Source organism: Chromobacterium sp. W521, assembly GCF_052805975.1.
Genome location: NZ_JBRBAF010000001.1, coordinates 354308 through 373051, shown reverse-complemented (window position 1 = coordinate 373051; position 18744 = coordinate 354308). Strand labels below are relative to the sequence as shown.

Genomic DNA, 18744 nt, shown 5'->3' with positions numbered 1-18744 from the left:
GCCATGGGCGACAATGCCCATCCCTTCCTCGTTACCGCCATGTCATGTCGCGATTGAAACCCTGGCTGCAAGACCGCTGGCCGTTGCCGCGTTATCAACCCGATCCGCGGCAAGCTCATCATGGGGCCGATGGCTACCACAATCTATTTCCTTTCCAGCAACCGCGGCTGCTGGACGTGCTGCGTTGGGAATGGCAGCGCCGCCGCATGCCGGCGGTGCGTCACCGGCTGGAACGCATTCCGCGCCAAGAACCGGACTTGGCCGCGCTGAACGCCAACCGGGACCGGCCGTCGCTGACCTGGGTGGCCCATGCCACCAGCTTCATCCAATTGTGCGGCAAGAACATATTGATCGATCCGATCTGGTCGCAACGGGCCTCGCCGCTCCAGTGGGCGGGACCGGAACGGCAGTTGCCGCCGCCGATGGCTTTGCAGGAACTGCCGGCGATCGATCTGGTGCTGATTACCCACAATCATTACGACCATCTCGACTTCAACACCGTCAGCCGGCTGGCGCGCCAGCCGGCAAGCTGCCCGCATTTCGCCGCGCCGCTGGGGGTGGGGGCGACCTTGCGGCGCGCTGGCGTGCCTGTGTCGCACATCCACGAGCTGGACTGGTGGCAGCGTTACCGTCTGGACGGCGTGGAGGCGGAATTGACGCCGGCCCATCATTGGAGCAAGCGCTGGATGTTCGGCGACGAAAACCGCGCGCTGTGGGGCGGCTTCGCTGTGCGCGGCGATGGGCTGCAGTTCTGGTATCCAGGCGACACCGGTTATCAGGACCAGCTGTTCCGGCTGATAGGCGAACGCATCGGCTTGGTGGATCTGGCCTTGTTGCCGATAGGCGCTTACGAACCGCGCTGGTTTCTCAGCCCGCAGCACGTGAATCCGGAGGAGGCTGTGCGAATTTTGCTGGATACCGGGGCGCGAGCCGCCTGGGCAGTGCATTGGGGCAGCTTCATCCTTACCGACGAGCCGCTGGATCGCCCGCAGGACGATCTTGCCGTCGCGCTAGCGCTATGGAATATCTCGCCGGAGGTCTTTCAACGGCCGGCCATGGGCGAAACACGCTGGTTTTGAGTCCGATCTTGGCAGTAAATCCCAAACGTCGTCGTTTGAGGCTTATTTTACCGATGCGGCTTGGCTGCAAGCATTGCCCCTGATGGCAAGCGGGAATACAATCAACAGGTAGTTTTTTTCAGAAGCGAAGACTAATTTTCGTTTTCGCGGCAATTCTTGGGGCTCTAATGACTATTCTTCAACTGATCAATCAACGGGTGCAGGCCGCCCTGGCGGCAGCCGGCGCGCCGGACGCGCCCGCCGTGGTGCAGCCGGCGTCCAAGCCGGAATTCGGCGACTATCAAGCCAACGGCGTGATGGGCGCTGCCAAGCAGCTTAAGACCAACCCGCGCGAACTGGCCCAGAAAGTGGTTGCCGCGCTGGATCTTGCCGGCATCGCCGACAAGGTGGAAATCGCCGGTCCGGGTTTCATCAATATTCATTTAGCCCCTGAATATCTTGCCCGACGAAGCGAAGCCGCCCTGAAAGACGACAAGCTAGGCATCCATCGCGTTGTGCCGCAGCGCGTGATGGTGGAGTACTCCTCGCCCAACCTGGCCAAGGAAATGCACGTCGGCCACCTGCGTTCCAGCATCATCGGCGACGCGCTGGCCCGTGTGATGGAATTTGTCGGCCACGACGTGGTGCGCGCCAATCACGTGGGCGACTGGGGCACCCAGTTCGGCATGCTGACCGCCTACCTGGTGGAAACCAGCCACGCCGGCGACGCCGAGCTGCAGCTGTCCGATCTGGAAACCTTCTATCGCAACGCCAAAGTGCGTTTTGACGAAAGCGAAGATTTCGCCAACCGCGCCCGCGACTACGTGGTCAAGCTGCAAGGCGGCGACCAGGAAGTGCTCAAGCTGTGGGAGCAGTTCGTCGACGTATCGCTGAAGCATTGCGAAGCGGTATACCAGAAGCTCAACGTCGGCCTCAAGCGCGAGCATGTGCGCGGCGAATCCTCGTACAACGACGATCTGCCGGTCATCGTCGAGGAGTTGCGCGCGGCCAGCCTGCTGACCGAGGACGACGGCGCCCAAGTCGTGTTCCTGGAAGAGTTCCGCACCCAGGAAGACAAGCCCATGGGCGTGATCATCCAGAAAAAGGATGGCGGCTATCTGTACACCACCACCGACCTGGGCGCGGTGCGCTATCGCCATAAGACCCTGAACCTTGACCGCGTGATCTACGTGGTGGACGCGCGCCAGAGCCAGCACTTCGCCCAGATGTTCTCCATCTGCCGCAAGGCCGGTTTCGCGCCGGACAGCATGAAGCTGGAACATGTCGGTTTCGGCGTGATGATGGGCGACGACGGCAAGCCGTTCAAGACCCGCTCCGGCGGCACGGTCAAGCTGATCGAGCTGTTGCAGGAGGCCGAAGAGCGCGCGTTTGCGCTGGTGTCGGAGAAGAATCCGGACCTGCCGGAAGCCGAGCGCCGCGAGATCGCCGCGGCCGTGGGCATCGGCGCGGTCAAGTACGCCGACTTGTCCAAGAACCGGATGAGCGATTACATCTTCAACTGGGACACCATGTTGGCCTTCGAGGGCAATACCGCGCCCTATCTGCAATACGCTTACACCCGAGTGCAAAGCGTATTCCGCAAGGCCGGCGACTACGACGCCAATGCCGCCATCGTCATTACCGAGCCGGCCGAGAAGCACCTGGCCGCCGCGTTGGCTCAGTTTGAGGATACCTTGCAGGCGGTGGTGGACGGCTGCTATCCGCACTACTTGTCCCAGTATCTGTACAACATCGCCACGCTGTTCTCGCGTTTCTACGAGGCTTGCCCCATCCTGAAGAGCGAGGGCGACGTCCGCGCCAGCCGTCTGCAGTTGTCGGCGCTGACCGCCAAGACGCTGAAAACCGGTCTGGATCTGTTGGGCATCAAGGTGCTGGATTCGATGTAAACCGGTCTTTCCGGCTCAAGCATGCCGCCCGCGCTTTGCGCCGGCGGCATTTTTCATGGGGAGAGCGTTCAAGGCGCGGCGGGTGCTTTGCCGACCTTGGTTTCTCCGTTTGCGTCCGCCGCCGGATCGGCCTCTTCGACGCCCATTGCTTTGTTCGCCGGCGGCTGGATGGAGGCGCCCAGCATGTCCAGCACCTTGGCCATGCCGGACGGCATGGCCGTGTCGCTGCGTCCCACCTCAACACGGTATTTGGCGGATAGCGTTTGCTCTTTCATGTTCACATCCTTGGAATGGGGGCGGAGGCCAGTCTACGCCGATTGTGATGTCTTTGTCATGGTATCGGCTGGGGGGCTTCAAGATGCTCCGCTCTTTGTGTCCAGCGCAACTTGGTTCCGGCCATTGGCCTTGGCGCGGTAAAGCGTTTGGCCGGCGCGTTCCACCACCGCTTCGGGTTGCGCGCCGGAGGGGCCGAAATTGTCGTTGACGCGCTGGACGTAGGCGGGGGGAGGGACGATAGGGTTATAGATTGGCTGCGTATTGGGGCGCATTGCGAAAAGGGTGGCGCAAACCGACAAAAAACCCCGAAAGCCGTGAGCTATCGGGGTTTTCGAGTTTTCATGACGCGTCATGAAATGGTGTTGTGGTGGAGGCGGCGGGAATCGAACCCGCGTCCGAAAGTCCTCTACAGTGAGTTCTACATACTTAGTCGTGTCATTTGGATTTAACCGCTGCCACGCCGACGGACAGGCTGGACTTTGGCGAGTTACCTATTGTTTCGCACTATGCCAAGTAACCCGACATAGCACTAGCAGATGTAAAGTGACACTACAGGGTTTTGACGCCCCCGGCCCATCTGCGAACCGTTGTAGTGTCTAGCTAGCCCTTAGGCTGCCAGAGCGTAAGTTTCGTCGTTTGCGACTAAATAAACTCAGTGTTTTACGGGGTGACTGAAATCCCGGTATGCCCTCATCTGCTTCGCAACCCTCGTCGAAACCAGGTCGCCCCCAGATAAGAATCCAGATTATATAGACAATGGGCGCGCAAGGCTAGTTCCGCGGCCTTTTTTGTACGAATTCAACCGCTGTCGGGCGGGGAGGAAGGCCAGGTCGGCTAGGGATGATGTCTGTCATATGGCTCTGCTTGAAACAGATTTAGCGTTTCTCTTGCGCAAGCCAATGTCTTAAAGAAAAGGCGAAGTCAGGCTGTCGGAAACCAAGACGGTAGTCTAGATTGATAGTTTTATTGATGAGTAATGGACTGAAACGCTCCGAGTTTCGTTTATCCTGTTTTCATGAGCGGAATGCGCTTTCCAAAAAACTTTAGTGTTTAAGGGTTTTCCCATCAGGGTTGAATGTGGAGGGGCCAATTTCAAATTAATGGCCTTTTTACGCGTGAACATTTGCAACTTCAGTTGGATTGACTATGTTGACTTCATGACTGGCCGCAAATGCGTACTTCTCAGCGAGGAGGAAATATGATGGATAAAGAGGCGCTCAGGCAGGAAGCCATGAGATGGCGAAACTGGTTTAGCAAAGGTCAGCGGCTTTGGAGCTTCGCCCATCATACGGCCATCTTCGGATCGATTCTTTGCAGCGTGGTGGTGGGGGGCTTGCTGCAGGTGCAAGGGCATGATCTCAAAGGTTATTCCACCGTGTTGACTTCAATCGCCGCGGCTTTGTCCAGCTTGGCCGCCGCCGGGGGGTTTGAGCGCAAGTGGAAAAGCAACCGCTTGAGCCGCAGCCGGGTGGATGGCCTGCTGATTGATATTGAGGCAGGCTCGTACAGCATGTCGGAATTGGCTTGTCAGTTGAAGGAAATTATTTCCAAGCATGATCTGGACGTGACTAAAAGAGACAGCATGGAGCCTTTGCTGGTGGAGCATAAAACCAGCAGCACCGTTAAATCCCTGCTTTCCTGAGCGGCGCTCCCGTGAATGAAAAGCGCTGATGGCGGCCATGGCGCTTTGATTTGAATGTAAAACAGTCCTTGTCGTTTATTCGACGCGGACTGTTTTCTTATTGTCGGGTGAATGTCGACGCGTTTTTACCTGCTCGCTAGGCATGCTTAGTCGGTATAGCGCTCGGCAATGGCGCGGAAAGTTTCCGTCAGGGCCAGGAAGGCGGCGACGATGTCTGGGTCGAAATGGCTGCCGTAGCCTTCGCGGATGATGGAGACTGCCTGTTCATGGGGGAGGGGGGGCTTGTAGACGCGGCGGGAAATCAAGGCGTCGTAAACATCCGCCACCGCCATTAGCCGGGCGGAGACGGGGATGTCGTCTCCGGCAAGGCCTTGAGGGTAGCCGCTGCCGTCCCATTTTTCCTGATGGCTGTACGCGATTTCCTTGGCGTGGCGCAGAAAACTGCTGGGAGAGTTCAGCAGCCTTTCCGCGGAGGCGATGGTATCGCGCCCCAGCGTGGTGTGGGTTTTCATGATTTCGAACTCTTCCGGCGTCAACTTGCCCGGCTTGAGCAGGATATGGTCCGGAATGCCCACCTTGCCGATATCGTGCAAGGGCGCGGATTTGAACAGTTCTTGAATGGTTTCCTCATCCAGCGCGGCTTGGAAGCGCGGGTGGTTGCGCAATTGCGTGCACAAGGCGAGAACATAGTTTTGCGTCCGGCGCAGATGGTTGCCCGTTTCATGGTCGCGGGTTTCCGCCAGCGAGGCCAGGGCAAGGATGGTGACGTCCTGGACGACTTGCACTTCGTGGGTACGGCGCTCCACCTCTCTTTGCAGGAAAGCGGACTTGTCTTCCAGAAAGTCCGCGGCGGCTTTGAGCCGCAGATGGGTTTTGACCCGGGCCAGCACGATGGGAGGAGAGATGGGTTTGATGATGTAATCCACCGCGCCGGCGTCGAAGCCGGCTTGTTCATTTTCATTTTCGCCCATTGAGGTCAGAAAGATCACCGGTATCCGCGCAGTGCGTGGGTTGGCCTTGACCTGGCGGCAGGTTTCAAAACCGCCGATGCCGGGCATCATGATGTCCAGCAGCAGCAGGTCCGGCAGTGTTTCGGCCTCCAACAGTTCCAGCGCGCGTTCGCCGCTGTTGGCGATTTGGGTTCGGTACTGGTCTTTGAGCAAACCGTAAAGCAAAGTGAGGTTTTCCGGCATGTCATCCACGATCAGAACAGTCTGGCGCGGCGCAGCCGGTGCGGAGTCCGTCATCTTATGTCCTCCGGCAAAGGGATGCGCTGGGCAGCCGCGGCGTGGCGAAGCAAGGTCAGAGCGCTGACGAAGTCGAACTGATTCAGCGCTTTTTCGAAATCGGCGAATTCATTCGGGGCGAGTAGAGTGCGCAGGATCGGCGCCTGTTGCAGGAAGAGTTCCAGGGCGTCGCCGTCGCTCGCGGCCAGCAGGGCCGCCAGCCGCCGCAGCAGCGCCGGACCGGCCGGCGCGTCCGCATTCGGCGCGACGGCGCCGGATAAACGGTCTTCCGCCTCCAGACAGGCGCGAAGCGCCGTTATCACCTGTTCAAGGGCATCTTCCAGCGGGGCCAGCCGAACGGCGCCGCGCGAGCGCAAATCGCGTTCCACCGCGGTGGCGGCATCCTGAAGTTGCACGCATCCCACATTGCCGCTGACGCCTTTTAGCGTATGCACAGTGCGTTCGGCCTGGACGTAGTCTCCGATTGCCAGCGCTGCGGACAGGCGGGCGGCTGCGTCCGCCTCTTCCGCGACGAATTGGCGCAGCAGATGCAGGTAGAGTTCGCGTTTTCCGGCTACGCGTTTCAAGCCGGCTTGTTGATCCAGGCCGGGGATGTCCGGCAGCGCCAGCGCGGACGAGACGGCGTGACGGAGCTCCGCGCCCGGCGGTATCGGTTTGACCCAGCGCAGCAAGGTCTGGAACATCGCATGCGGGTCAATCGGCTTGGCGATGTAGTCGTCCATGCCGGCGTTCATGCACTCTTCCCGCTCTTCCGACAGCGTGTCTGCCGTCATCGCCAGCACCGGCAAGGATGAAAAACGCGGGTCGGCCTTGATTTGCCGGGTGGCGGATATGCCGTCCAGCACTGGCATTTGCACATCCATCAGCACTGCGTCGAAGCCCTGCGGGCCCATTGCGGCCAGGCGGGCCAGCGCTTCGCCGCCGTGATTGGCCAAGGTCACCAGCGCGCCCGCGTCGCCCAGCAGCTCTACGGCGATTTGTTGATTCACCAGGTTGTCTTCCACCAACAGCAGGCGCACGCCGTCCAAGCGCGGCAATTCCTCGGTGAGCGCCACTATGCCTTTGTTATGATGGGGCCCGAACATCGCCAGCACCACGTCGTAGAGCGAAGACAGGCTGACGGGTTTGATCAGGACCGCGTCGCAGCCGCTCAGCTCGCCTTGGGCGCGAACGTCGTCGCGGCCAAAGGCGGTGGCCAGGACGATCTTGATGCTGCGGCTGATGCTGCGAATCTGGGAGATGGTTTCCACCCCGTTCATGCCCGGCATCATCCAGTCCACGAAAACCGCGTCGAACGGCCGATCCAGATTGGCCTGAGCGACCGCGGCCACGGCCTCCGGCCCGGAGGCGCAGGTTTGAGCGAAAAAGCCCAGAGACCGCAGTTGGTCGGACAGGATGTCTCGCGCCGACGCGTTGTCGTCCACCACCAGCACGCGCAAGCCCTTGATCTCTCGAGGTAGGCCCTGGCGGCGGGTGTCCACGGCGGAGGACACGCCCAGCCAGACGTTGAACATGAACAGGCTGCCCCAGCCGGGCGCGGATTCCACCCGGATCGAACCCCCCATCAGTTCCACCAGCCGCTTGGCGATGGTCAGCCCCAGGCCGGTGCCGCCAAAGCGGCGCGTGGTGGAGCCGTCTGCCTGGCTGAAAGGCTGAAAAAGCCGCGCAGCTTGTTCCTCGCTCATGCCGATGCCGGTGTCGTGCACGCAAAAACGCAGATGGACCTTGTCGCCCACTTGTTCCAGCCGGCGGATGATGATGGCCACTTGGCCCTTGTCCGTGAACTTGATCGCGTTATTGCTCAAATTGATCAGCACTTGGCTGAGCCGCAAGGCGTCGCCCACCAGGCCTTTGGGCACGTCAGAGCCCACTTCGAACAGCAATTCCAGAGATTTGTCGGTTGCTTTTTGCGCCACCAGCGGGGACACCGCCTCCAATATATCGTCCAGCCAGAACGGTTCGGCTTCCATTTCCAGCTTGCCGGCTTCTACTTTGGAAAAGTCCAGAATGTCGTTGACGATGCCCAGCAGAGAGGTGCCGGCGTTGTGGATTTTGCTGACGTAGTCGCGCTGCTGCCCGGTGAGCTTGGTTTTCAGGGCCAGATAGGACATCCCGATGATGGCGTTCATCGGCGTGCGGATTTCGTGGCTCATATTGGCCAGGAACATCGACTTGGCCTGAGTGGCGTGCTCCGCCTGCTGCTTGGCCACGCGCAATTCCCCTGCGGTGTCCGCCAGGCGCGCGTAGAGCAGGCCGTTTTCCAGCAGCAGAATGATCAGCACAAAGCTGGCGGACAGCAGGCCGTAGCCGCGGCCGGCGTAAAAGCCCAGGTCGAAGCGGCTGGCGTTTAGCATGGCGGACAAGGCGATATCGCACAGCCAGGCCGTCATGACTACCGCCAGCCAGACATCAAGCAAGGTGCGCTTCCAGCGCCGCAACAACAGCAGCAAGGCCAGCGCGCTGAAGCCCCAAACGGCGGACACCACGCCAAACATGATGGGCGTGTAACGGCTGCCCTGCATGATGGGGGGGAACCAGGGGTGGCCCAGCGTAGCCAGCGCCGTCAGCGCCATCATCAGCGCCAGCGAGCCGGCGACGCAGCCCAGTACCGCCGGCAGCGGGCTGGCAAAGCGTTTTGGGCCGTCGTCGCGTTGGGCTAGCAGCGCGTAAGCCAGCACCATCAGCGGAAAGCCGCCGTGCCAGAACATATACATCCAGGCCGTGGTTTGCGGGCCGGCCCCAAGTAGGCCGCCCGGCGCGAACACGCCGGGAAAGGTCAGCGCGTGCGCCACCGCCATCAGCGCGGTGAATAGATAGGCCGTGGCCAGGGCCAATAAGGCGCGGGCGCGCAAGATCGCGTATTGGCCGAACAATAGCGCCGCGGTGACCAGATCGCACACCGCCATCGCAGCCTGATACGCGGGAATGAAGGCGGGCACTTTGGGCAGGGGCAATTTGGTGAAAGGCAGCACGCAGAGAAACACCAGCATGGATACCAGAATGGCGGCCAGCGCCATCCGGCGCTGCGCCGGGCTGGGCGGCAGAGTGGATAGAAATTCGAATGCGTCGTTGCCGGAGGCGGGCGTTTGCTGCATATGTCGAAGCTCCATCCATCAACGGATTTCGTGTTTATGAAGCAATCATATTTTGCTGTTTTATAGCATATGGACTCGCAAGAAGGGATGGAATGTCCATTGCCTGGCTCTGGGCTTTCAAGCGCCGGATAAATCGAAGGAAGTTGCAAAGAGGGACGTGGACGCATCTCCGAGCCGGATTTGCCGCGAAGCGAGGAGGACTTGAACGGCGGATGAGGGGGGGAGATGTAGAGGTGGCTCATGGCGCTGGTGGCGCCATGCCGGCGTATGCCTTGAGCAGCGCGGCGCGAATGTCGTCCAACCTTTGCTCGCTCTTGTGGACGTCTTTGGTGTTTGCGCGCAGAGCCTCTTGGGCGATCCGTCCACGGTCAGAGCGGCGCAATTCAGAGCGGCCGGTCGTCGCCATCACGCCGCTGTCGCCCTGTTCGGCAAGCCGGTTAGTCTGGCCGCGATGCTGGCGATCGCGGCGATCTTGTTTTCAGTGGTGCAACTCAAGCAAGTGAAAGATTGATATGGATTAGTTTTATCTGTTGGCGGCGGGCGTGCTTGAAATCCAGGTAGTGGTGGGTATTCGGGACATTGCGATGAAACGCTATGCCAGAGGCTGCGCATTGTATGCGCTGGGCCTGAGCAGCTCCTTATTCCTACTCTATCTGGCGATGAAAACCATGGAAATGTCGATTGTCGATACCGCGTATACCGGGATTGGCGTGGTGGGCACGGTGGTGGCCGGCATCTTGTTTTGGGGCGATAAAAAGAGCCACAAGGAGTTTGCCTCTCTGTCGCCGCTGGTCGCATCCATCGTCGCGCTCAAGACCGCCGGCTATCGCACGCTCATGGTTGGGCGCCCGGCGCCAGCCCGCGGTCCAGCCGAGCCAGGATGCGGTAAGCTGCGCTCACTCGTTCGGCCAGCGGATAGGACTTGTTGGCCAATAGCACGATGCCCAGCCGCTTTTCCGGGATATAGGCGGCGTAAGCCGAAAAGCCGTTGGTGGAACCCGTCTTGTTGATGAAGGCCCGCGGTTGCGGCGGCAGCGGCGGATCCAGGCGCTGTGCCGGCATGCCCTGATAGATGTAGGCGGGAGAGTTACCGCTTAGCAGCCGGGGCAAGGCCACCGGATACGGATATTGTTCCCAGATCAGGCTTTGGGTCAATTCTCCGGCGCGGTAGTAGCCGATATGAGTGTCCTCGAGCGCGGCTTGCAGCTTGGGCGCCATGGGCAACAGGCCCATATTGGCGTTGAGGAAGCGGGCCAAGTCTGCCGCGCTGGACTTGACGCCGTAGGCTTCATCCGCCAACACGGCCGGGGTCAGCCGCGCGGGCCGGTCGTTCTTGTCGTAGCCCTGTGCGTAGTCGCGCATTCTCTGGAAGGGGACGTTGACGAAGCTGTTGTCCATGCCCAGCTTGGCGAAGAGTCTGCCTTCCACCGCCGCCGCATAGGGCATGCGCATGCTGGCGGCGGCGATCTGGCCCAGGACCCCGATGCCGATATTGGAATAGATCCGTTGGCTGCCCACTGGCTGTCCGGGACGCCAGCGCCGCATGAATCGCCGCAACTGGCCGGCGTTGTCGACGTTGTCCGGCACGAACAAGGGAAGGCCGGAGGTCTGAGTGCCCAGGTTCAGCAGCGTGACCCGCTCCAGGCCGCCGCCGCTCTGTGCCGGGAGGTGCTGGGTCACGGGATCGGCCAGCGAGAGCCGGCCCTCGGTCTGGGCGTAGCTGGCCAGCGCGGCGGTGAAGGTTTTGCTGAGCGAGCCGATCTCGAACAGCGTGGCGCTCGTCACCGGCCTTTGGTCGGTTTTAGAAGCGACGCCGTAGTTGTAGACCTGGACGCCGCCGTCGACGGCGAGGCCCACCGCCATGCCGGGTATGCCGTTTTTGCGCATCAGCGCCGGGATCTCCGCGTCCACGGCGGCCTGGGGCGAAGGCGCGGCTGCCAGAGCGTGAGCGGATAGTGCGGCGCAGAACAGCGGCAGGATGCGGCGATTGATTAAGGGCATGACGATGTCTCCATCAAGATATGGGAAGAGAAAGGACGGCGCGCCGGACGCGAGGGAGGCAGGGCCGCGGTTGCCGCCTCTGCCGTTCCGGCTTGTCTGGGCCAGGGCTTGGAGTCTGTTTACGATCTCGCGAGACAAGGCGTTTTCAACGCGGCATCGCCGACGCGCAGCAGAGATCGTAAACAGGTGGTCAGGAGCGGTTCAGTGCCAGCAGCAATTGATTGACGCCGTCGCTCATGGCCTGGTAGCGCGTCTGTTTGCCGCGGGTCAGCGCCACCCATACCGCCGTCTGCCGTTGGGGATCGATGGCGACATAGCTGAAGAAGCCGCCGCCGCCGGCGGTTTTTTGCAGGAAAGGTTGGGCGTTCGGCTGTTCGCGCAGAGCCACCCAGCCCAGACCCAACGCATCCGCCTTGCCGGGCACGTCCATGCCGGTAAGGCTGCGCAGCTCGGCGCGCTGATAGCGCATCTGGAAGGTTTGCTGATACAGGCGTTTGCGTTGCTCGTTCTGCGGCCGCACCAAGTCTTGCAGCCAGCGTTGCATGTCGGCGGCGGTGGAATAGACGCCGCCGCTGCCTATGGCGGCGCTGGTATTGACGCAGGGGCTGGTTTCCACGCCGCGCAGCAGGCGCGCGCACTGGGCGGGGCTGGGGCTGAAGGTGGTGTCGCGCATGGCCAGCGGTCCGGTGACGGTGTCGCGCAGCAAGGTCGGATAGGGCTTGCCGGCGGCGATTGCCAGCGCGTCGGCTAGATAATCGTAAGCCAGGTTGGAGTATTGGGCGCTCTGTCCTGGCGCGAATCGGGTCTTGGTCTTGACCAGCCAGCGCCAGCGCTGTTGCTGATTGGGCCAGACGAATACGGGCGTGTCGCGCGGTTTGACGCCCGGCAACTCGCGGGGCAAGCCGCTGGTGTGGGTGGCCAGGTGCAGCAAGGTGATGGGCTGGCCGCCCAAGGCCTTGGCTGGCCGGGCGCCGGCCGGCGCGAACTTTTGCAGCGGGTCGTCCAGTTTGAGCCGCTGATCCAGCACCATGGCCGCCAGTACTTCGCTGGTCATCAGTTTGCTCAGGCTGGCGATGCGGAGCAGTGAGTTGGCGTCCGGCGTCTGGCGGCTGCCGGGGCGGGTTTCTCCGTAAAAACGTTGCAGGCTGCCTTGTTTGTCTATCACCACCATCACCATGCCCACCGCCTGGCTGTCTTTGAAGATGCGCTCGGCGTGCTGGTTTAGTTGGGCGATGGGCATGGCGGCCAGGCTCGCGGCCGGCAGGGCGGCCAGGGCCAGGCTGATGAATCCCTTTGTTCTCATTGATCGTGCTTCCCTTGGGTGAGGCTGCGCATCATCGGCGCTGTCGATGGCATGCATTTTATGGGCGGCGGAAGCCGGCGGCATAGCGCGCAATCTGTAACGGCTGTAACCGATTGAGACGGTCTAGTCCAAAAGTACAGGCGTGCCCGGTTTTTGAGGTGCTATTACTGGCTAGTTGAAGTCCCTATCGCCGCCATTATCGGCCCCGCCTCGTCTGCGCCAAGGCGCCCGCCCCTGATTGACGACTTAGTGGCTGTTTGTTCGTCCGCTTCGCCCGTGCCGCTGCACGGAGAGGAGGAGAGACTCATGCTCTATCACATGCAGAGCAAGAGGTAGAACCGCTGGCAAAACCCGCTTGAACGTGCAAGCCCGCGCCCTGAGGCGGTGCGGCGCGTTGTCGTTTGCGCAGGTTTTGCCAGCTGCTGTTGCCGTATGGAGGACGCCGGCTTTGCGCCGGCGTTGGGGCAGCTGACTTACCTTTATGGAGGAAAGTGTCATGCCATCAGTCAATCAGTTTGCTTATGTGCCCAATACCAGCACTTACAAATTCGCCTATGGCGGGTCCATTCCCAATATGGCGATTGCCAATATGCCCAACGATACCAATTGGGCGCGTTGGACCATGCTCAACGACGGTGAGTACTACCGGATGTATTTCTTCAAGGGCAGCAGCGCGGATACCCTGTATCAGGCCGCGTTCAATCCGGCCACGTCCAAGTACGAGTTCGGCTTCCACTCCATCCCGGAGTTGAAGATCACCGGGGCGCCGCCGGACGCGGACGCCAGCAGCGTGTCCATGCTCTACGATGGCAGCACCAGCACGTATCGGCTGTATTTGCGGCGTTTGGGCGCGCCCACGGTGCTGTACCAGTTTGGCTTCAACCGTTCCACCAACCACTATGAGTACGGCTATAACTCCATTCCCACTTTGAACGTCACCGGCGCGCCGGGAGATACGGATTTCCACCGTTGGTCGATGTTGTTCGACGGCAGCACCTATCGCTTGTACGCCTTCAAGGTGGGCAGCGTGGACACCTTCTACCAGTTCGGCTACAACCCGCAGACCCAGGCGTATCAATATGGTCACGACTCCATTCCCATCCTGACCCTGGTGGGCACGCCGGCCAACAGCAATCTGACCAGTATGTCGATGCTGTTCGGGCAGGGCGATTACCGCTTCTATTTCCAGACCTTGTGAGGGGGCGGGCGAGGACGGCGGACGGCCGGGATGGCGGTCCGCCGGGGGGCAGCTTGTTCGAAGTCAGTGGATGTTGAGCAGGCGTTCAGGCCCGCAGGTCCACGATGGGCGGCGTTTTGCTGGTGATGGGGTCCAGCCGCCATTGTGCTCGCGCCGCCGGTATGAGCGCGACGGCGCAGGCGTCCGCCTGGCCGAGCAAGGCCGTCAGGCGCGAGCGCAAGGCCGTCTCCGCGGGGGCGGGCAGCGGGCCGGCCAGCAGCAGGGTCAGCCGCTCGCGGCCGCTTGGGTCGCGGTCCAGTTGGATCTGGAAGCCGTCTTCCGCGCCGGCCAGCTTCGCGAAGTCGTCCAGTTCGTAAGTGGTTTCATTGAGGCGGAAGGAGCGGCCGTCGCGACCGCGCAATTCCAGCCAGCGTTCACCGTCGCGCTCCACCCAGCGGCCGATGTCGCCCACGCAGTAGCGAAACACCGGAAAGCGCCGCCGCCAGGCGTTGCTGACTGCAATGCGGCCGTAACCGGCGTTGTCCGGCTGCAGGATCTCCACCGCCACCCGCGGCAGCACCCGAAACAGGCCGGGGCGGCGGCTGGCGTCGCTCCAGGCCCAGATGCCGGTTTCCGCGCCGCCGTATAGTGACCAGACCTGACCCGCGCCCAAAGCGGCGCGCAGCCGCGCGAGAGTGGATGCGTGCAGGGTTTCACCGGCGTAGAGCAGTTGCGGAATCTCCAAACGCTCATCCGCGGCCTCCAGGTGGGCGGCGAACAGCGCCAGCCGCGATGGGGTGCCCAATATATGGCTGGGGCGGAACTGCCGCGCCGTGGCCAGGATGTCGGCGTCGGCGGCGTGGGCGCTCATCGGCAGGGTGGTGGCCTGGCAGCGCTCCAGCACATCGTCGACGATGGCGGCGGTGCGGTAGAGGTTGGCGTAGCCAAACAGATTCAGGGCGATGCTGGCGGGGCCGAACACCCCGTCGGCGCGCAGCCGGTCCGCCAGCACCTGTCGTTGGGCCAGGTTTTCCGCGATATCCACCGGGAAGATCAGCGCCGCCTGGGTGCTGCCGCCGGAGCGCACCAGATAGAGGCCGGAAGCCTCCCGTTCCGGCGCAAACGACGCCAGCGCGGCTTGCAGAACCGCTTTTTCCAGCGGCTGCGCGGCGTCGGCGCAGTCTACGCCGCGGTAGAGCGTCTGATAGAAGGGATGGGCGCGGGCAAGCTCGAAACACTCTCGCAACAAGGCTTGCTGACGGGCCGGCGCGGAAGGCTGGGTCAGCGGCGCGTTCATGCCGGCAGCCTCGCCGCGTCTGTTTGCGGCAGCCCCAGCTGGATCAGCAGCGGGCGATGGCGGGCCAGGAAGGCGCGCCGCTGCGCCGCGTCCGGCAGCGATTCTTGCGCGTAATCCAGCCAGCGCTGCGCCAGCATGCGAGCCAGGCGCAGCTCGTCCGCGTCCTGGCTGCCGGCATAGCGCAGCACGGTGGGCGGGGTGGCCAGCAGCCGCCAATCCCGGCACGGCCGGTGTGACAGGCTGTCCGCCAGAATGCGGAAGCGAATCAGCGGAGCGGACAGCACTCCGGCGCGCCCGCCGTGCGCGACAATCTCCTTCAGCACCCGATACCAGAAATCGATGCCCTCGTTCAAGCGCGCGCCGGCCACGTAGCGCTGCGTCAGCAGCCATTGCCGCCGCGCGGCCACATTGCTGGCCCGGCCCATGAAAAAATCAGGATGGCCGGCGGTGCGCAGCGGGCGCGGAAGCAGGAAAACTTCGTCCTCCAGGGGCTCCCACTCCGCGCGCAGCGCGTCCAGTTGCGGGAAGCGCTCCTCCTGCGGCGCGCTGTCATAGCCCAGCACCGCCAGGTCCAGCCGGTGCTCGTTCATTTTTTGCTCCAGCAAGCGCAGGCAGTCCGGGCGGTAGCAGTCGTCCGCGTCCAGAAAGCTCACTAGTTCGCCGCCCGCCAGCGCCAGCCCTGCGTTTCGCGCCGCGCCGGGGCCGCTGTTGCGCGGCAGCCGCAGCAGCACGCTGCGGGTATGGCTTAAATCCTGAGCGTGGTGGCGCAAGGCGTGTTCCGCCGCCTCGGCGCTGTCGTCGGTGCTGGCGTCGTCAACGATGATGATCTCGTGCGGCGCTTTCTCCTGCGCAGCCAGCGAGGCGATGGTTTCACCGATGTAGGCGCGTTTGTTGTACAGCGGAATAATGACGGAATGCCGCATGAAGCCCCCTGTGCAAACCGGTTCAGGCCGCGGCGGCGGCGGAGTACAGCTTGCCGCGGCGTTGGTGCAGATTGATGATCAACTCGTCCGAACCGCGAAACACGCCGGGGCCGTAACTTTCCGCGTCGCGGCATAGCTGCATGCCCACCAGCCGGATGAGCTGTCGGCTTTCCGGGTCCTCGAATTCGCTTTGTTCAATATAGTTTTGAAACATGTACCGCGGCCATTGCTCCCGCACCAGCTTGCGCCAGGCGGCTTCGCCGCAGGCGGAGCGCACCAGAGAGCCCAGGCCGCGTCCGCCGCTGCTGGGCTTGGCGATGAAATCGCCGGGAAGCGCCAACAGGGCTTCGGCCTCCTCCTGCGAAGCCGGCGCGAAGGAGGGGATCAGAAAGGGCCGGAGGGCGGCGTAATCGTCGGTGTCCAGGCAGTCCCGCATGATGTCCTCCCGATTCAGGACCGCCAGAGAACGCTTGTCGTGCACCAGGATCAGCGTGCGGATGTCGTTGAAATAAGCGCCGCTATCCAGCAACTGATCCAGTGCTTTGTCCGGCAGTAGTGGCAGTTCGCTACGGTCCATTTCCAGAATGCAGCGATCCACTGCGCGGCCGTTCAGCCACAGTTTGCCGTTACGAACGCTGAGCGCTTCCGGCCGGGCGGACAGAAAGTGAGCGCCGTCGCGCCGCAGCGTTTCCGCCAGCAGAAAAATCTCGGTGCCGGGCTCGCGGGCGTGCACAAGCGCCACCACGCAGCCGGGCGGGTGCCATTGACGCAGTGTTTGCAAGAAGGCGTCGTCTCCCTCAGCCTGGCCCAGCCAGTGGCTGATCATCCATCCGTTCATTGGATAGCGCGCGCCCACCTCGCAGATGCGCGGCAGGCCCCCGCGGTCGTAAATGAAGTCCGGGCGGTAAAATCCCACGCGGTAAGGCCGGCCGTGAGCGTGCAGCAGCAGCGCCTCCATCGCTTTGGGCAACTGATAAAGCGCCCGGATGCGAGGGTCCAGGAAATAGCGGCCGACGATGGCCCGGAACGCGGCGTCCAGCAGCGCGCTCAGACGATGCAGGCTGCTCAGATAGCCGGCGGATACCTCCACGCGGGCGCGCGCCAGCTGCTCCGGGGCGAATAGCGGCGGCGTGCCCGGCGGCCAGGCGGGCGGCGCGGCGGCGGCCTGGTCCGCCAGCCGCAAGAGCGGCGGTTCGGTTCCGCTCACAGTGCTTCCGCCGCGACGTCCAGCGCCACCGTTTCCAGCACCGCCGCCTTTTGCTCCAGGTAAGCGCCGACGATGCCGTCCAGACTATAGCGTTCCAAATCCAGTGCCATGGCCCGCGCGTAGTGGCGGATCGCGTTCATGGCGTGAAAGAAGTGGTTTTTCTCGGTGGGGCCGCAGTGCACGCTGATCCAGCCCAGCGTACGAGTGGCGTCGCGCTCGGCGAAGCCCAGGGTTTGAGTCAGCCAGCGGCGGAACAAAGGCAGGATGAACTCCACTTCGCCGTGAGTGTAGATCTCGTGCGTCAGCGTGGTCAGCAGCGCAATGGCCAGGTCCGGCTCGCGCAGCGACTGATGGTCCTTCCAGCTCTTGAAGGCCTTGGCGCTGGGGTGGAGGTAGGCATGGGACAGCCACTGGTCATCTCCGACAATGCCCGTGGCCATGTTGTAGTACATCTGGGCGTGCAGAATCTTGTGCGTGACCGCCAGATCCTCGTCCACGATGCGGTTCAAGCAGACCATGGCGGCCAATAAAGCTTCGCGGTCCGCCACCGGCCGGCCGGTGTGAATGAGCAAGGTCATCCGGTTGCTGATGCCGGCCACCGTCATCGCGCTATTGTTGGTCTGGCTCCAGCTTTGAAAAAAGCGGCGCAAGGTCTCAGGACTTTGCCGCTGAGCGGTCAGGCGCGCAAAGCCGGCTTCGATTGCTTCAAAGTGGCGGCCGTGCCGTTCAAAGGCTTCCAGCAGCTCGCGTTTGAGGTGGGAGGCGGGTAAATCCCGCAGGACTGGCATGATGATATGGCTGAGATGATTCATGAGCAGGACCCCTTGCTGGCATTGAGTGCGCGCCGCGGCGGGCCGGACGGGAAGGCCGCTGGCCCGTTCCTTTTTCGGTCGGACAGACATCAATATGGTTTAAGGATCAGACTGCCGATATAGGTACTACCACGATATTGAAAATCCGCATGAATGATCTAATGGCGCTTGTCGCACCGTGTATTGATTTGGCATTATTTGTCTTTTACGGCAAGCGAGGCAGCGGAAATGCAAGCTCAAGTGATGACCGTCAAACAGGCAAGGTGGATTGAATGCCGTGCCGGCGTGGAAAGCCTGGATCAGGCGCTGGAACTGGTGGCGCTATGCGCGGAGCACGACGCGCCGTGCGTGCTGCTGGCGGAAGAAGCCTTGCCGCCGGCCTTTTTTGACTTGAGCAGCCGTTTTGCCGGGGAGTTCATCCAGAAGCTGGTCAACTACCGCCTCGCCGTGGCCGGCGTGTTCGCAGACGGCGCCGCTTATGGCGAGAGATTTGGCGAGTACCTGAACGAAGCGCGTCAGGGCCGGCAGTTTCGCGTGTTTGACGGTAGGGAGGCTGCTCTGGTTTGGTTGGCGGCGCAGCATTGAGGGCGAAGCTGTAGGAAAAGCGGCGGTTCCGGGGGTGAGGCTGGCGTTGGGGAAGGGGCGCGGATGAGGGCAGCGGCCCCTGAGCGGGGCTGCCGGCTTTCAACCTGTTAACGATCCGCTGCGCTGCGGAGGGGCCGTCAGCATGACCTGTCGTTGCATGGAAACTGTTCTTGAGAACCATGTGGATAGGCGTGATCGGAACCAGAAGCTGGCC

The 18744-nt window shown here is 62.2% G+C and carries 15 protein-coding genes, 1 other RNA gene and 1 pseudogene; 7 read left to right on the top strand and 10 right to left on the bottom strand.

Annotated features, from left to right (window positions below):
- Nucleotides 1-44: 44 nt before the first annotated feature.
- Together ACUXV1_RS01805 and argS are read left to right on the top strand one after the other, a co-directional pair.
- Entirely contained in the window at nt 45-1079 is a 1035-nt protein-coding gene (locus ACUXV1_RS01805) for an MBL fold metallo-hydrolase (RefSeq protein ID WP_446014249.1), read from the top strand.
- A 167-nt stretch (nt 1080-1246) separates the two neighbouring features.
- Nucleotides 1247-2965, top strand: coding sequence for an arginine--tRNA ligase (gene argS / locus ACUXV1_RS01800; RefSeq protein WP_446014250.1), 1719 nt, complete (start codon nt 1247-1249; stop codon nt 2963-2965).
- A 68-nt stretch (nt 2966-3033) separates the two neighbouring features.
- Here argS and ACUXV1_RS01795 read toward each other — a convergent pair whose 3' ends face one another.
- On the bottom strand, nt 3034-3240 hold the full coding sequence (locus ACUXV1_RS01795; protein ID WP_446014251.1) for a hypothetical protein: 207 nt from the start codon (nt 3238-3240) through the stop codon (nt 3034-3036).
- Between the two features lie 366 nt (nt 3241-3606).
- Nucleotides 3607-3971: a transfer-messenger RNA gene (gene ssrA, locus ACUXV1_RS01790) on the bottom strand.
- A 468-nt stretch (nt 3972-4439) separates the two neighbouring features.
- Here ssrA and ACUXV1_RS01785 point away from each other — a divergent pair.
- Nucleotides 4440-4883, top strand: a complete 444-nt coding sequence (locus ACUXV1_RS01785; protein ID WP_146176120.1) for a hypothetical protein — start codon at nt 4440-4442, stop codon at nt 4881-4883.
- A gap of 146 nt (nt 4884-5029) precedes the next feature.
- Here the strand turns inward: ACUXV1_RS01785 and ACUXV1_RS01780 are convergent, their stop codons facing one another.
- Complete coding sequence (locus ACUXV1_RS01780) at nt 5030-6130, bottom strand: HD-GYP domain-containing protein (RefSeq protein WP_446014252.1); 1101 nt, start codon at nt 6128-6130, stop codon at nt 5030-5032.
- Nucleotides 6127-9225 (bottom strand): response regulator, encoded by a 3099-nt coding sequence (locus ACUXV1_RS01775; RefSeq protein WP_446014253.1) that lies wholly within the window; start codon nt 9223-9225, stop codon nt 6127-6129. Before ACUXV1_RS01775 ends, ACUXV1_RS01780 begins: the two co-directional genes overlap by 4 nt.
- Before the next feature lie 349 nt (nt 9226-9574).
- Here ACUXV1_RS01775 and ACUXV1_RS01770 point away from each other — a divergent pair, with 349 nt between their 5' ends.
- Both ACUXV1_RS01770 and ACUXV1_RS01765 read left to right on the top strand, forming a co-directional pair.
- Complete coding sequence (locus ACUXV1_RS01770) at nt 9575-9736, top strand: hypothetical protein (RefSeq protein WP_446014254.1); 162 nt, start codon at nt 9575-9577, stop codon at nt 9734-9736.
- Between the two features lie 19 nt (nt 9737-9755).
- Nucleotides 9756-9995: pseudogene (locus tag ACUXV1_RS01765) on the top strand (SMR family transporter); the annotation flags it as partial.
- A gap of 64 nt (nt 9996-10059) precedes the next feature.
- Here the strand turns inward: ACUXV1_RS01765 and ampC are convergent.
- Both ampC and ampH read right to left on the bottom strand, forming a co-directional pair.
- Nucleotides 10060-11226: a class C beta-lactamase gene (ampC, locus tag ACUXV1_RS01760; protein ID WP_446014255.1), complete on the bottom strand. Its 1167-nt coding sequence runs from the start codon at nt 11224-11226 to the stop codon at nt 10060-10062.
- Between the two features lie 190 nt (nt 11227-11416).
- A complete protein-coding gene (ampH, locus tag ACUXV1_RS01755; protein ID WP_446014256.1) occupies nt 11417-12529 on the bottom strand; it encodes a D-alanyl-D-alanine-carboxypeptidase/endopeptidase AmpH in 1113 nt (370 codons plus the stop codon).
- A 496-nt stretch (nt 12530-13025) separates the two neighbouring features.
- Between ampH and ACUXV1_RS01750 the strand changes: the two genes are divergently transcribed.
- Nucleotides 13026-13727: a hypothetical protein gene (locus ACUXV1_RS01750; protein ID WP_043631225.1), complete on the top strand. Its 702-nt coding sequence runs from the start codon at nt 13026-13028 to the stop codon at nt 13725-13727.
- An 85-nt stretch (nt 13728-13812) separates the two neighbouring features.
- Here ACUXV1_RS01750 and ACUXV1_RS01745 read toward each other — a convergent pair whose 3' ends face one another.
- Genes ACUXV1_RS01745 through ACUXV1_RS01730 form a run of 4 tightly spaced genes read right to left on the bottom strand, consistent with a single transcriptional unit; the run spans nt 13813 to nt 17945 of the window.
- The gene (locus ACUXV1_RS01745; protein ID WP_446014257.1) at nt 13813-15003 is read right to left on the bottom strand and encodes an AMP-binding protein; all 1191 of its coding nucleotides are present in this window, start codon (nt 15001-15003) and stop codon (nt 13813-13815) included.
- Nucleotides 15000-15926 (bottom strand): glycosyltransferase family 2 protein, encoded by a 927-nt coding sequence (locus ACUXV1_RS01740; protein WP_052370223.1) that lies wholly within the window; start codon nt 15924-15926, stop codon nt 15000-15002. The genes ACUXV1_RS01745 and ACUXV1_RS01740 overlap by 4 nt, the downstream gene beginning before the upstream one ends.
- A 22-nt stretch (nt 15927-15948) precedes the next feature.
- A complete protein-coding gene (locus ACUXV1_RS01735) occupies nt 15949-17133 on the bottom strand; it encodes a hypothetical protein (RefSeq protein WP_114152249.1) in 1185 nt (394 codons plus the stop codon).
- Complete coding sequence (locus ACUXV1_RS01730; protein ID WP_081556761.1) at nt 17130-17945, bottom strand: hypothetical protein; 816 nt, start codon at nt 17943-17945, stop codon at nt 17130-17132. The genes ACUXV1_RS01735 and ACUXV1_RS01730 overlap by 4 nt, the downstream gene beginning before the upstream one ends.
- Nucleotides 17946-18173: 228 nt before the next feature.
- Between ACUXV1_RS01730 and ACUXV1_RS01725 the strand changes: the two genes are divergently transcribed.
- The gene (locus ACUXV1_RS01725) at nt 18174-18530 is read left to right on the top strand and encodes a DUF4180 domain-containing protein (RefSeq protein ID WP_143330363.1); all 357 of its coding nucleotides are present in this window, start codon (nt 18174-18176) and stop codon (nt 18528-18530) included.
- Nucleotides 18531-18744: the final 214 nt, after the last annotated feature.

Coding starts and splice junctions, on each gene's coding strand:
- ampH (WP_446014256.1), bottom strand. CDS start 12,529: ATGAGAACAAAGGGATTCATCAGCCTGGCCCTGGCCGCCCTGCCGGCC.
- ACUXV1_RS01750 (WP_043631225.1), top strand. CDS start 13,026: ATGCCATCAGTCAATCAGTTTGCTTATGTGCCCAATACCAGCACTTAC.
- ACUXV1_RS01775 (WP_446014253.1), bottom strand. CDS start 9,225: ATGCAGCAAACGCCCGCCTCCGGCAACGACGCATTCGAATTTCTATCC.
- ACUXV1_RS01745 (WP_446014257.1), bottom strand. CDS start 15,003: ATGAACGCGCCGCTGACCCAGCCTTCCGCGCCGGCCCGTCAGCAAGCC.
- ACUXV1_RS01805 (WP_446014249.1), top strand. CDS start 45: ATGTCGCGATTGAAACCCTGGCTGCAAGACCGCTGGCCGTTGCCGCGT.
- ACUXV1_RS01785 (WP_146176120.1), top strand. CDS start 4,440: ATGATGGATAAAGAGGCGCTCAGGCAGGAAGCCATGAGATGGCGAAAC.
- ACUXV1_RS01795 (WP_446014251.1), bottom strand. CDS start 3,240: ATGAAAGAGCAAACGCTATCCGCCAAATACCGTGTTGAGGTGGGACGC.
- ACUXV1_RS01730 (WP_081556761.1), bottom strand. CDS start 17,945: ATGAATCATCTCAGCCATATCATCATGCCAGTCCTGCGGGATTTACCC.
- ACUXV1_RS01725 (WP_143330363.1), top strand. CDS start 18,174: ATGCAAGCTCAAGTGATGACCGTCAAACAGGCAAGGTGGATTGAATGC.
- ACUXV1_RS01740 (WP_052370223.1), bottom strand. CDS start 15,926: ATGCGGCATTCCGTCATTATTCCGCTGTACAACAAACGCGCCTACATC.
- ampC (WP_446014255.1), bottom strand. CDS start 11,226: ATGCCCTTAATCAATCGCCGCATCCTGCCGCTGTTCTGCGCCGCACTA.
- ACUXV1_RS01780 (WP_446014252.1), bottom strand. CDS start 6,130: ATGACGGACTCCGCACCGGCTGCGCCGCGCCAGACTGTTCTGATCGTG.
- argS (WP_446014250.1), top strand. CDS start 1,247: ATGACTATTCTTCAACTGATCAATCAACGGGTGCAGGCCGCCCTGGCG.